At 54.6% G+C, this 13,553-nt stretch carries 11 protein-coding genes; 4 read left to right on the top strand and 7 right to left on the bottom strand.

Features of this window, described 5'->3' with window-relative positions; translation table 11 throughout:
• Positions 1–186: 186 nt before the first annotated feature.
• From BLV48_RS06165 to BLV48_RS19530, 3 genes are all read left to right on the top strand, one after another.
• Positions 187–885: an IPTL-CTERM sorting domain-containing protein gene (locus BLV48_RS06165; RefSeq protein ID WP_139253892.1), complete on the top strand. Its 699-nt coding sequence runs from the start codon at positions 187–189 to the stop codon at positions 883–885.
• A gap of 339 nt (positions 886–1,224) precedes the next feature.
• Positions 1,225–1,443, top strand: a complete 219-nt coding sequence (locus BLV48_RS19125; RefSeq protein WP_217632970.1) for a hypothetical protein — start codon at positions 1,225–1,227, stop codon at positions 1,441–1,443.
• 17 nt (positions 1,444–1,460) lie between these two features.
• Positions 1,461–1,646 (top strand): tail fiber protein, encoded by a 186-nt coding sequence (locus tag BLV48_RS19530; protein ID WP_309546607.1) that lies wholly within the window; start codon positions 1,461–1,463, stop codon positions 1,644–1,646.
• Between the two features lie 100 nt (positions 1,647–1,746).
• Here BLV48_RS19530 and phbB read toward each other — a convergent pair whose 3' ends face one another.
• The 7 genes from phbB to BLV48_RS06125 form a co-directional block, all read right to left on the bottom strand.
• Entirely contained in the window at positions 1,747–2,496 is a 750-nt protein-coding gene (gene phbB, locus BLV48_RS06155; protein ID WP_091824668.1) for an acetoacetyl-CoA reductase, read from the bottom strand.
• Positions 2,497–2,683: 187 nt separating this feature from the next.
• Positions 2,684–4,048: an MATE family efflux transporter gene (locus BLV48_RS06150; protein WP_254774980.1), complete on the bottom strand. Its 1,365-nt coding sequence runs from the start codon at positions 4,046–4,048 to the stop codon at positions 2,684–2,686.
• Between the two features lie 133 nt (positions 4,049–4,181).
• Positions 4,182–5,498 (bottom strand): DUF1329 domain-containing protein, encoded by a 1,317-nt coding sequence (locus BLV48_RS06145; protein ID WP_091824665.1) that lies wholly within the window; start codon positions 5,496–5,498, stop codon positions 4,182–4,184.
• A gap of 29 nt (positions 5,499–5,527) precedes the next feature.
• Positions 5,528–7,165 carry a DUF1302 family protein gene (locus BLV48_RS06140; RefSeq protein WP_091824662.1) on the bottom strand — a complete coding sequence of 546 codons (1,638 nt, stop codon included), beginning with the start codon at positions 7,163–7,165 and terminating at the stop codon, positions 5,528–5,530.
• Positions 7,166–7,178: 13 nt separating this feature from the next.
• On the bottom strand, positions 7,179–9,611 hold the full coding sequence (locus tag BLV48_RS06135) for an efflux RND transporter permease subunit (protein WP_091824660.1): 2,433 nt from the start codon (positions 9,609–9,611) through the stop codon (positions 7,179–7,181).
• Positions 9,612–9,632: 21 nt separating this feature from the next.
• Positions 9,633–10,631, bottom strand: a complete 999-nt coding sequence (locus BLV48_RS06130) for a WD40/YVTN/BNR-like repeat-containing protein (protein ID WP_254774979.1) — start codon at positions 10,629–10,631, stop codon at positions 9,633–9,635.
• A gap of 234 nt (positions 10,632–10,865) precedes the next feature.
• A complete protein-coding gene (locus tag BLV48_RS06125) occupies positions 10,866–12,203 on the bottom strand; it encodes a diguanylate cyclase (protein WP_175527601.1) in 1,338 nt (445 codons plus the stop codon).
• Positions 12,204–12,395: 192 nt separating this feature from the next.
• On the opposite strand from BLV48_RS06125, the gene BLV48_RS06120 reads away from it, so the two are divergent.
• Positions 12,396–13,451, top strand: coding sequence for an alkene reductase (locus tag BLV48_RS06120; RefSeq protein ID WP_091824654.1), 1,056 nt, complete (start codon positions 12,396–12,398; stop codon positions 13,449–13,451).
• The last annotated feature ends 102 nt before the right edge of the window (positions 13,452–13,553 follow it).

Below are 13,553 nucleotides of genomic sequence, written 5' to 3'. Positions count from 1 at the left end.
TTTAACAACTTCTCCTGTTTCCAATAAAACGGTCATTGAAAAACTCGTTTGACAACCGATCCATAATGAATGCAAACTAATGTTTTAAAAGAAAAATAAAACAAAATCGTCTCCCTTAGCAGACAAATACATATTATTTCGATATGGCTCATAAGGGGCGAAAGACATGAAAAGGACTTTCATCAAATGCATCTATTATTGTATTACTTTCGTCATGTTTTGCTCACCGCGCTATTCCTACTCCTGATACCACCCGCCCACGCCAACATGCTGATTCCCGATGGCGCCAGCTTTTCGTTGCCGGCAGACAGCACATTTGATCTTTCATGCGGTGTTTTGGACGTACAGGGCGGCCTGTCCCTTAACAATGCCGAAGTTTCCAACATTATGAATGTCGACATCGCCAGTGGCGGCCAGCTCGATGGCGGTGATGGCATTATACAGTTGAGTGGAAACTGGCAGAATGAAGGCGTTTTCAATCCGGGTAATGGTACTGTCATCATCGATGACAGCTGCAGCACCTCTGATGTCGTATTTAGCGGCAACACTGTGTTCAATAATCTGACCATCATTGATAACGGTGGTCGCTCAATCTTTTTGCCGAGCGGCCGTGCTTTAACGGTCAACGGTACTCTAACGCTCCAGGGCAATGGAACAACGCCTCTGCAACTGCTTTCCAACGATGGCAGTCAAGCCACAATCATCCTTGGGCCCAGCGCTCAAGTCATTCGCAACAATGTAAACCTTGCCAGCAATGTTCAAATAGGCACAGGTTTTACACCGGCAGTTGCCATACCTACTCTAGGATTACTGCCCCTTGCTCTCCTTGCTCTGCTTCTGGCTATTGTCGCCGCCTGTAGTCTCAGGCAGCGCAGGCTCGCCTGAGACGTAAAACTCTTTCAAGAGGCATTGATATGCTCAAGTTTACTCATGCTTTACCAATTACACTGCTAATTACTCTGGGTACCGGCTCCGCTCCTCTGCTGGCAAGTGGTGATATTACCGCCACCCTGCCAAGTTCCGGCGGCGGTTTTGTTGTGGAAAGCACCACAGGCACCGAATTCTTCCGGATCAACGATGACGGAACGATACTGATGCCTGGCGTTCCAGGCTCTCCCGAAGCCGATACAGTGCTTTGCTATAAGGCAACAGGGATTTTGGGCCCCTGTGCTGCAGGAGTCGCGGCTGGCCCGGAAGGACCAGAAGGACCTATGGGGCCCCAGGGTGAGCAAGGTATTCAAGGGCTGCCTGGCGCTGTTGGGGCTCAAGGGCCTGTGGGTCCCGCTGGTCCACAGGGGGTCCCTGGACCTGCTGGACCACAAGGACCACAAGGACCACAAGGACCACAAGGTGATTCTGGCACTGTCGGGATTTTTGGTAGCAACACGAGCAGAGGCCTTGCAGGCAACGGCCGGGATTGCTTCATTGGTGAAATCATACTGACCGCTGGTAATAGAGGAGTGGGTATACCCGCGGCGGGTCAGCTTTTAAGCATCAGCAACAACGCGGCACTATACAGCTTGCTGGGCACAACATTTGGCGGTAATGGTACAACCACTTTTGCACTGCCCGACCTGCGTTCCGCTGCACCGAATGGCACTACGTACACAATCTGTGATAATGGAATCTTCCCTTCATCGAGATGACAACTCTTGCTACTTGAATATTGCCTTCACGCGAAAACAGGGCATACAACGAAAAAGGCGACCAACCTGGGCCGCCTTTTTGTTATCTATCCCACATGTATCAGAACATGTGCAAACCACCGTTGATAGAGAAGTCGGCACCTGTGATGTAGGCCGATTCGTCTTCCGCGAGGAAGGTCACGATACGGCCGATTTCGTCTGGCTCACCCAAGCGTCCGACCGGGATGGACTTGGCGATTTTTTCCAGCACGGAGTCATCGATCTTGGCAACCATCGGCGTCATCACGTAGCCCGGTGATACGGTGTTGACGGTAACACCCTTGGCCGCCACTTCCTGCGCCAGTGCCTTGGTGAAGCCGTGGATACCGGCCTTCGCTGCAGAGTAGTTGGTCTGACCGAACTGACCTTTCTGTGCGTTAACCGAGGAGATGTTGATGACACGACCGAAGCCCTGATCGATCATCGGATTGATCACCAGGCGAGTCATGTGGAACATGGAGTCCAGGTTGGCGCTAAGGACTTCATTCCACTGTTCCCAGCTCATTTTCTTGAACTGGCCATCACGGGTAATACCCGCGTTGTTCACCAGCACATCCACATTACGGCCAGTGAGTTCTTTGACGGTTTCGATACAGGCAGCGCAGGATTCTTCACTGGTGACATCGCCATAGGCCACATCGATCTCATAACCCGCCTTGCGCTGCTCTTCCTGCCAAGCCTTGGCCTTGTCGTGGTTGCCGCCACTGTTGTATCCCGCTACAACATGAAAGCCGGCGTCAACCAGCTTGCGACAGATTGCTTCACCCAAACCACCAGTACCACCGGTTACCAATGCAACTTTTTTACTCATTGTTTACATCCCTTTTCCATAAAGTGAGCGCCTGCTCCGCCTCTTGCGAGGCTGGGGGCCGTCAGGCATTTTTGGTGCGTTGTGTTGTTGTTTTGTTTTTAAAATCTGTGCAGCAATTGATTCCATCATAGTCTGTTTTGACCATGGCAGAAGTATGACTTTGGTGCAAGGAGATTGTAGCGCCGGACTATGAAGCGGCGATGACACCGGACTCGGCATCCAGTGTGCGCAGATAGCGCAGCACCCAGTAACGCGCCACCATTGCCGTGATGGCGTTGGCAATCACCAGCGCAACAAACATGCCGGTGAGGCCAAACAGCAGGTTACCCAGCCAACCCAGGGGAACGTACATCAGGAACAGCCGGAACAGGCTGATGCGCATGGCACGCATCGGCTGATGCAGGGCGTTGAAGGATGATGCGCTCAGGAATGTGACAGCCTGAAAGCCGAAGCCGGCAGGCACGATCAGCATCCAGAGCTGCAGCCAGTGCGCCACTTCAGGATCGTCACTGAACATTCTTGAGATCGGGCCAGACAGCAGCACCAACAGCGCGAAAATGATCAGCTGCCACATCAGTGCAAAACGTATGGCACCCCGGTAGGCGGATTTGACGCGTTCCAGCTGCAGGGCACCGAAGTTCTGGCTGATAAACGGTGGCAGCGTCATCGACAAGGCCAGACAGAACAGCAACGACAGGGATTCTATGCGGGCACCGGCACCAAAGGCCGCCACAGCCTCGGCACCATGTACCGCCACCAGTGCTGTCAGCACACCATTGGCCAGCGGTGTCATCATGTTGGAGAGCGATGCAGGCAGGCTGATCGAGAGCAGCTGGCGCCAGTGCTGCAGCATTGGCTGCCACTGTGGTAACGCCAGCAGCAACATTCCCTTGCGGTGGTAAAGCAGATGCAGTGCCAACAGTGTGGTGATCGACCAGGCCAGTACGCTGGCCATGGCCGCCCCTTCAATGCCGAAGGCCGGCACGGGGCCCCAGCCAAAGATTAGCAGCGGGTCCAGCACCATGTTCAACAGCGACGAGATCAGCATGATGCTGGCCGACAGGCGCGTGTCGCCTGAAGCCCTGAAGGTGCTGTTGCACACCATGTTGAGCACCAGAAACACGGAGCCTGCAAACCAGATCTGCATGTAACCACGAATCAGCGGCATCAGCTCAGAGGCTGCGCCCATCAGGCTGAATATGGGCTCGATCAGAAACTGGCCCCCTGCCCCGACCACCGCCATCAGTACACAGGTGAGCAGCAGGTTGTCAGTTGCCAGCCGTGCAGCGGTTTCGCTGCTGCCGCTGCCGATCAGTCGCGCCAGCGTGGCCGAGGTGCCAATACCCAAACCGATCGCCAGACTGACCACCGAGAATGAAACCGGGAAGGTAAACGCCAGTGCCGCCATTGGTTGGGTACCAAGGCGGGATACAAACCAGATATCGGCCAGATTGAACAGCATCAGGCTGACGATGCCGAACATCATCGGGACCGTCATGCGCACCAGTGTCGGGCGGATGGGCGCGTTGAGCAGGTCGGGACGCCGTGACATGCGATACCTGTCTGGTTAAGTGTATTGGGGCAAGAAAGTGCGAGAGTTTAGCAAAATCGAAGCTCAGGCGCAGGCAAAAAAAGCCCGGGACAGTGCCCGGGCAAATGTTGACATGATGAGTGAAGGGAGTGGATCAGCGGCCGGAGGCGCGCATGTTCTGCACACTGAACTTATCCACAGGGCTCATCTCTGGATCGACGATGCCCTTGAACTGTCCGGTAGTGCAGTGTTGTGCCTGAATATCGATCATGGTGAACGAGTCATCAATCGCGACACCAGTGCCCTTGTTGATCGGCAGGTGGTGATCGGGATGCGCCTGACCGATGGTCCAGCTCTTCCACATGTCGCCCTTGCGGTCATAGGTGATGTTGCGCGGAATGATGAATGTCTGGGCATCCATGTAATGCTCACGCTTGCTGATCGGGTGGTTCGGATCAACCGGCTCAGACTCAACAACATAGACCTTGCGCAGCTGCCAGGTGATGTTCGGGAAACAACCACCCTTGCCACCGAAGGCGATGACCTGATAGCCATCTTCATCCTGATGGGTCTCGGTATCCAGCTCCATGTCATTGTGGTTATACATCGGCATCAGCAGATACTTGGTGCCTTTGTAGGTCCATTTCATGTCACTGATACGGCCGTTGTAGCCTTCGAAGTCCTCGATCATGACATCGGTGCCAAGGAAGGCATCGGTTGTCTGCCCCGTAGAAAGACGGCGCACTCGACGCTGGAAACCCAGATAGAGGTAGGCGTTATCCACCTTGGTGTCATCTTCGAAGCGATGGATCAGCAACTGCGTGTCCTTCACGTCGTAGGGCTCCAGCACCTGCACGTAGATGCCACGGAACAGTTCTGACGGGTTGGGCTCAATCTTCGGATAGGGCTCCTGAGAAGTACGGTGGGTGAAGTTCAGGAAGTGGAAGTTCATCTTGATGGTACGTTCCTGCTTCCCGCTGGCCATGTCACGCGTGGTCCAGTAGAACGGCATGATGGCAGCGGAGTCACCCCAGTTGTAACCGTACTTGTAGTTCCAGGCCAGCTTTTCACCCGCACGCGGGTCATCCAGTGAAGGCTCCTGCGGGAACGGGCGACCTGCAACCGTGGGCGAAATTTCACCATGACCAGCCCCCAACTGCACATCAGCCGAGTACTTGCGCGTAGCCTCTACGTAACTCGGGTGCAGCGAAAAATCGGTGGTTTCTCCAACCTTGATTTCGGTGTCGCCGTTCTTGACGAACATGTACATGGCCGGGTCCAGCGCATCCTTGAACTGGTCCACGTTGCTCTGGTTAATGGTCATGCCCGGCTGCAACCCGTTAAAGCTTGGCACGCCATCCTTGTAAGGGTAGAAGGATTGCTGAATTACCTCTTCTGGAATATCAGCCGCCTGAACACCGGCTGCCATCGTCATGGCGATAGCCGCAGAGAAAAAAGTCTTTTTCAACATGTTGGTATCCTTATTATCGTTGTCGTACATCAGAAGCTGTAACGCACGCTGAACTGGAGTTCGTCTTCCTGATTGGCTACACCAATCGGGCCATTAAGGAATCGGGCCAGAGGCTCATACTGCTCCGGTCCAGCCGCACCACCGGTCGGGTTCCAGGGAAACTTCTTGTCGCCACCTGTTTTTACGTTCAAGCCAACGTTGAACATCCAGTGGTTATCGGGTGTCCAGGACACACTCGGAGCAAACACCGTGGCCTCGGCAGCAAAGTCATGTGCAACAATGATCTGCGGGCTCAAGCGATTGTTTTTGTAGAAACCCTTGAACAGCATGGTAGCGATCCAGTTGTCTTCGTCATTTGGCATATCCGCTACATGGTCAAGAATATGTTCACCGAACAACTGAGTTGAGAACAGGAAGGCACTGCGGGTGCCCAGTTCAGGAATGATGATGTTTTTGTCGAAACCGATGACGTAACGCAGCATGTCGGTTTCCTGATGCCCCCACAGGTCTCGCGGTTGTTCCTCGCCCTGGGTGTACGCCAGTTCAAGACGCCATACAGCATCCATATTCATCGAATAGTAATCGATTGAACCACCCAGCAGGTTTACCCGTGGGAACTCGATATTGAATACACCATCAGCCGAGGGAACGGCCGGGTTTGCATTTCGCCAATGCAACGAAGGCATCTGCTGACGATAGGTCAAGGCATTCAGGGAGAAGGTTGTATCACCATAGACACCTTCCCACTTCAGACCCAGCTGAGTGTTGGCAAGGCTCCAGTTTGGCTCTTCCACGTCATGAATGATCGGTATTCCGGCGCCAACCGGGCCAAGATATGAACTGAAGAAGCACCCGGCATCCACAATTCGATATGACTGGCCACAGGTACCCAGATTGTTGGGGCGGAACTTGTCAAAATTCCACACCATGGACAGGTTGGAGTCATCCAATACTTTGTTCGGACCCATGCGCCATTCGGCAGTCAGCATCCATTGCGGAATGCGGATATCTTCAAGCTCGTCATAGATGTTATGACGCGAGTAGTCCACCGGGTTGATCACGTCGAGTACGCGGAACAGGTCTGTCTTACCCCACACCACCTGTTGCTTACCCAAGCGGAAGGACAGTACGTCTCCGTTGGTCAGTTCCTTGTCGGCACTCAGATAGAGTTCACGGATGAAGTCGAGCTGATCATTGAAATCCGGGAACCTGGCATCCCGTTCTTCATGATCCATGTAGCCATCCAGGTTGTTACACAGCGTCGGATCATTTTCACATGGAAAAGAAACACCGCCCTGCCCGGCATTCAAAATGGTATTGGATGACAGCGTGGAGTTGTCATGCCAGTTGGCCCCCAGGTAATCCTCGGTAGCCCCCTTGCCGAACTCACTGTCATTCAGGTCATACACGCCGTCATAGGTGCCGCGAAAGGTACCGTTCAGCCTGAGTGAACGCAGGCTGTCGGTTTCAAACACGGTTTCAAACTGTGCCTGACCGGTGTTGCGGAACTTGGACAGCCCTACGCCATCACGGAAGTAAGTTGCATTTTCCACATAGCCGGCCCAGGTGGTATCCGCTGCGAAGGCCGGTACCGCCAGTCCGGTACCCAGCGCCGCCGCAACGCCAACTGCGAGATGAGAAAATGTCGTTGTTATTGTTTTCGACATGGTTATTGGCCTCTTATGCCTTGGTTGTCATGACACACGAATCCTCTGCATCCGAGTCGGCATGGATCACACCATCCTCGTCCGCATAGGCTTTACAGATAAACTTGGGCTTGAATACCAGTACCCAGCTCGGCACCAGCAGCATGGCGGCCGCGCCGTTGAGCACCACCATCACGATCAGCAGCAGTGCCGCTTCGGCCTGGAAGCGCAGATCCGACAGCGCGACCCACATGACGATGCCGGCAATCAGTGTGATGGCGGTGAAACTGATCGCCAGCCCTGTGGTACGGATGGCTCGCTGTACGGCGGCACTCAGATTGCCCAGTACCACCATCTCGGCACGGATGCGATCCATCATGTAGATCGAGTAGTCGATACCGATGCCCACACCCACCGCGATGATCGGCACGGTATTGGAGTTGATCCCCATGCTGCTCAGGCCCATGTAGGCGTACGTCAGCGTGGTGGCAAACAGCATGGCACCAAACATCATCACGCCCGCCATCAGCGAGGTGTAGAAGAAGGTGACCATGGCGAAGATCAGCAGGAATACCAGCGGCAGCACCCAGAGGTTGGTCTCAAAGGCGGCTTCGTTCTGCGAGGCGATCACCCCGATGGTGCCGCCGGCCAGGCGGATGGTCAGACCTTCAACCTTGCCTTCATTCTCGGCTATCCACTGCTTGGCAGTATGAATGGCACGGCGCAGGGTTTCGCCCTTGTGATCCTTGTAATAGAACACCAGGTTGGCCACGCGCTCATCGCTGTCGACAAACTCCTTCAGCGCCCCAGGAATCGGGTTCGACATCATGTAGGTAAACATCAAGCCACCCACATATCGCTCGTCATCCGGAATTTGCGCCCAACGTGGATCGTTGTTGTGCAACAGGCGGTTGACCTGTTTCACCAGATCAGGAATCCCCTTGGAGCCACCGACACCGGGGTCCAGCATCATGTGACGCTGCAGGTCTGCCAGCGCCGCCAACACCTCGGGACGCTTGATACCACCCTTTTCATCCGTTTCAGCCACGATGTACATCTCTTCCGAGCCCGGAAAGCTGTCATTGATCGCCTTGGATGAGAGGTTGTAGTCATGATCCTGATACAGAATGGGCGAACCCGGCTCTGATTCGCCGATCACCACATGGGATGAGAAATAGAACCCGGCTGCCAGCAGCACAGCGGATATACCCAATGCCTTTTTGGCCGCCTTTTCACCACTGATCAAGTCCGCACAGACATAACCCACCTTGCGGAACAGGTTATGTTTGATGGTGGTATTTTTTGGCTTGGGTAAAATGGACAGCAACAGTGGTACCGCCAGCAGTACGGTCAGAATGATGCTCAGTGCCCAGATAGAGGCGTAGTGCGCCAGTTTGGTATTGAGGGGAATGGAACCAATGGCAATCAGCAGCAGACCAATGGCATCGGACACAACCCCCAGACTGCCGGGCCTGAACAGGCTCTCGAACGTGAGCCGAGCCGCCACCTGCTGGTTGTCGTGTTCATTCAGCTCAAGGTAGTAACGCTCGACCAGCTGAATGCCATGTGACATGGCTCGGGCCGATATCAGGAAAGGAATAACCAGGCTCAGCGGGTCAAGGTTATAGCCGAACAGCGAGATGATCCCAACACCCCAGATCGAGGAAACAATCACCCCGGCGAGCGGGATGAAGATGCCGTACGCCTTGCGGAAATAGAACACCAGCAGCGCCAGCATGATCAGTGCCGTGAACAGGAAGATCTCGATGATTTGACCCAGATACTGGTATGCCCAGCCCACCAGCATTGGCTGACCGGTCACGTGGATCTTCACGCCTTCGGCCGCTTCAATCTCGCGCATCTGCTGGATATGTTCAAAGGTGGCGGCGTAGTCGAGCTTACCTTCAATCAGCTGTGCCTTGACCAGAGCCATGCTCAGGTCAGGGCTGACCAGCGGACCCAGCACGCGAGGGTCTGCCGCCACATCCTTGCGCATGATCGCCAGTTCCTGTTCGGACAGATCGGTATGCTCAGGATTGTAATAGGGCTCCGAGTTGACGTTGCCCTCGGGCGTCAGCCACACCTTGCGAGAGTTGCGGTGGGTCACGCTGGTTACCAGGTTGTGATCAACCCCCGGCAGTGAGTCGACCGCCTGAGTGATGCGGTGGATGCGTGCCAGCGCCTCATTGTCGAAGATATCGTGCTCGGTGAACTCAACCCCAACGATAATCACGTTGGCCCCGCCAAACGACTCTTTTATGTCGTTGTGCAACTCGATGTAAGGATGTGTTTGCGGCAGCAGATCCGCAAAGTCCGAGTACATTTTGACGCCGGGGATCTGAGCGGCAAAGAACAGCGTAATCGCAAAAATAAGCGACAAAATGATTTTGGGGTGGTTAAACAGTTTCTGGTCAAGATTGTGCAACCAGTGGGTGGCCTTGTGAGCCTTGGCAGATCGTTTATCCATGATAGAACCGTCGAGTTGTTATTATTGGATATCGAGCGACAGCAGCGTGCCTGCGCCACCTGAAATCAGTAGCTGGCCGTTTTCCTGTTGGGCAGCGTCACGCAGCCATACTGGGATCACGGGAACGTCCAGCGACTGCCACTGTCCCTTGCGACGGCTGAGAACCGTACCGTTCTCACCCAGCGCCACCAGCTCACCCCCTGCTTCTACAATGCCGTACAGAGGCGCAGCGACGGGCGTGGGTTCAACCTGCCAGCTCATGCCCGCATCTTCGGTTTGCAGCACCATGCCATCGAGCCCAACGACCCAACCGCGCCAGCGGGTGGTGAAGTGAGCGGCCTGTGGATAGAAATCATTCGGAATGTAGTCGAGCAACGCCCAGTTACGGCCTGCATCGTCACTGCGAGCCACAATGCCGAACTCACCGGTAACATAGGCTGTACTGTCCGCAAGAAACTGGATGCTGCTGAGCATGGCGTCTTCACCCAGGCTGTTCTCTTCCCAGGTATCACCACGGTCATGGCTGGACAGCAGGGTTGAGAAACTGCCTACCGCCCAGTAACCGCCGTCAGGCGCACAGGCAATATCCAGCAGATTTTCAGGGGTTGGCAGGTCGATCGGCCGCCAGCTGAGGGCTTTGTCATCACTGCGCCAGAGCTGTTGCTCAAAGCCAAGCGCAATCAAAGTGCTGTCGGGACAGATTTCCACATCGATCAGGTTGGGCTGACTGTCGAGCACCTGGCGTTGCCAAGGTGAGTCGCTGTTGTCGCGGTGTAGTACCAGGCCATTACTGCCAACCGCCACTTCAAGACCTGGCGCCGTAACGACGGCCTGAATTTGATCTGTACGGCGTACCGGCTCCTGCAGCTGTTGTTCAACACCACTCAGATTGAGCGGCGCTTCACAACCGGCCAACAGAATCAGCCCGGGCACGATGCCAAGGCGAAAGGGAAATGAAGATCTTGAGTGCCGTGTACCCGCAGGCTGCACGGCGGTCTGTTCGGTTTTCAGTCTCATCATTTGTTGTTCTTCTGGATGAATGTGGGCACGAAAGTTCGGCTTCATCCGGATAGAGCAACAGCTGTGCCAAAATGGATACTCATTTTGGCGACAAGGCTTAAACCTGCATGATTACTGGGGTTATAGGGTCAGAAAACAGACCAACTCGGGTAATTGCTTACGTTACAAAATGGAAACTTGATCAACTCTCTTTGATTAAATCATCAATTCAGCAACAGAGTGTTGAGCAAATGATCAATGTGCCATTTCATCATTCCAGCACACCACACGGTTGCGACCGGTCTGTTTGGCCAGGTACAGCGCCACATCAGCTCGCCCCACCAGTTCATCCTGACCCAGCGAAGCATCTACTTCCAGGCAGGCAAGTCCGATACTGGTGGTGACATCCAGCACTTCATCGTTAATCTGAAATGGCGTATCGGCAATGGCACGACGCAACCGCTGCGCGATTTTTTCCGCATCACTCTGGCTGGTATCCGGCAACAGCACCAGAAACTCTTCACCGCCATAACGACCCAGCTGATCCGACTGGCGCAATTCGCTCTGAAGACGGGATACGAACGTGACCAGTACCTCATCCCCCTTCTGATGGCCATAACGGTCGTTGATATGCTTAAAGTAGTCGATATCAAGCATCAATACTGCAAGTGTCCCTGAGCATTGTTCAGCTTCCTGCTTCAGGTAGCCAAGCTGAGCCAAAATCCAGCGCCGGTTACGCGCGCCGGTCAACTCATCATGATGGGCCAGATAGGTCAGCGTCTCCTGAGAGCGGCGGTGTCGTTTGATCTCTTTGTTGAGATTCGCAGTACGATCGACAATGATCGATTCGCGATCATCGCGCTCTCGCTGAAGGCTGCGCAGTAAACGTCGCAAGCCTGTCAGCGCAATCATTCCCGTGACCGACAGCAGCACAAAGGTCACCAGATGAGTCAGTATGCTGTCGCGACGCAGGCCAGTAGTCAGACGCTGGGCGTAACTGACCGGAAAGGACACGCTCAAGCCACCCCGCATGTCACCGATTTCATACCCCATTTTTGCATGACAGGGCATACAACTCTGGTCAATGTGCAGTGGCGCCATATAGCGGAACCGGTCATCGACAATTTCAACAACCGAGGCGTCGCCGCTCTCTTCCAGCTGCGTGAGTGCGCGCTTTTCCCAAGGATCAGCCTGATTGTTGGGATTCATCAAAGTGTGACTGGTCAGGTGAATCTCAAGTCTTCCCCCCTCCAGCAGTTCGGCAATCTGTCGGGTCATGTAGGCCGGATTGAGCTTGGTCAGGACAACACCTTCAGGCGACGTGATGGTCTTCTCCGGTATTTCAAGCCAGGGGTTTTCTGGGGTCTGTTCCGTCAGTGGAGCATAGACGCCACCATGTATGGCGTTCCAATGACGCATGGTCTGGATCAGCTGAAAGGCAACTTCCCCCCGCTGTTTAGCCAGATCGAAGCCGGCATGCTGCAAGGTGCGATCATTGCGGTAGTAGGCAAGCCCCACTACCAGCGCCCAAAAGAGGATGGGGAACAGCAGCGCAAATGGGGAATGTATCAACCAAAGAAGGCGATCACGCACTGCTCTACCCTGCCCTGTAAACACTTGCATAAAAATTCAGCAAGGGATTGTAATAAAAAATGCCTTTTGGCAACAGTTTTGCAGAGCCTGTTATATTCTTTACTGCCTGGCGCTACTTGAAAAATGCATTGGCGGCCCACACATTGATGTAATAAGCATTACACAATCAGACAGACAACCCGGGAGTATTAGATGAGTGCACTTTTCCAGCCCCTGCAGGCCGGCGCGCTGCAGCTGCGCAACCGTATCGTGATGGCTCCGCTGACCCGTTGCCGGGCAGAGGCCGACCGCGTCCCCGGTGAGTTGATGGTGGAGTATTACCGCCAGCGTGCCGGTGCGGGTCTGATTATTTCAGAAGCCACGTCCGTAACCCCCATGGGCGTTGGCTACCCCGACACCCCGGGAATCTGGTCGGACGAACAGGTGGCCGGATGGAAAAAGGTCACCGATGCCGTTCACGCCGAAGGCGGGCTGATCGTGCTGCAGCTGTGGCACGTGGGTCGCATATCACACACAAGCTATCTCAACGATGAACTGCCGGTGGCACCCAGTGCAATCAAGCCTGCTGGACATGTCAGCCTGATCCGCCCCAAAACTGAGTACCCGACCCCGCGTGCGCTTGAAACCAATGAGGTTCCGGCCATTGTGGAGGCCTACCGCAAAGGCGCCGAGAACGCCAAGGCAGCCGGTTTTGACGGCGTGGAGATTCACGGTGCCAATGGCTACCTGCTGGAACAGTTTCTGCTGGATGGCTGCAATCAGCGCACCGACCAATACGGTGGCTCACTTGAAAACCGCGCCCGTCTGATGCTGGAGGTAACTGATGCGGTGATCAACGTCTGGGGAGCTGATCGGGTGGGCATGCATCTGTCCCCACGTGCCGATTCACACGATGTCAGCGTGACTGATCGAGAAGGCACTTACGGTTACGTGGCCGAGCAACTGGGACAGCGCAAGCTGGCATTCATCTGCACCCGTGAGCATGTTGCCGATGACAGCATCAGTCCGATGCTGAAGCAGTGCTTTGGTGGTGTTTATATCGCCAACGAAGCCTTCAACGGCGAATCGGCAGAGGAATATGTGGCCAGCGGCAAGGCGGATGCCGTGGCGTTCGGCAAACCCTACATTGCTAACCCTGACCTGGCACAACGCATTGCAGCCAACGCTGACTGGAACGAGCAGGATCCCGGCACCTTCTATGCATCAGGGCCTGAAGGCTATACCGATTATCCGTTCATGCCGGGTTGATCCCTGAGGACGCTGCCCCGAAGGCATTAGCTTATAGCATATTAGTATTATCTACTGATTGCCTTATTCTTTAAGGGCATTAAAATCCGCATTCAGTGTTAC

The organism is Marinobacterium iners DSM 11526 (genome assembly GCF_900107855.1).
GTDB lineage: Bacteria > Pseudomonadota > Gammaproteobacteria > Pseudomonadales > Balneatricaceae > Marinobacterium > Marinobacterium iners.
The sequence above is the reverse complement of the archived record's forward strand: the minus strand, read 5'-3'. Positions and strand labels throughout refer to the sequence as shown.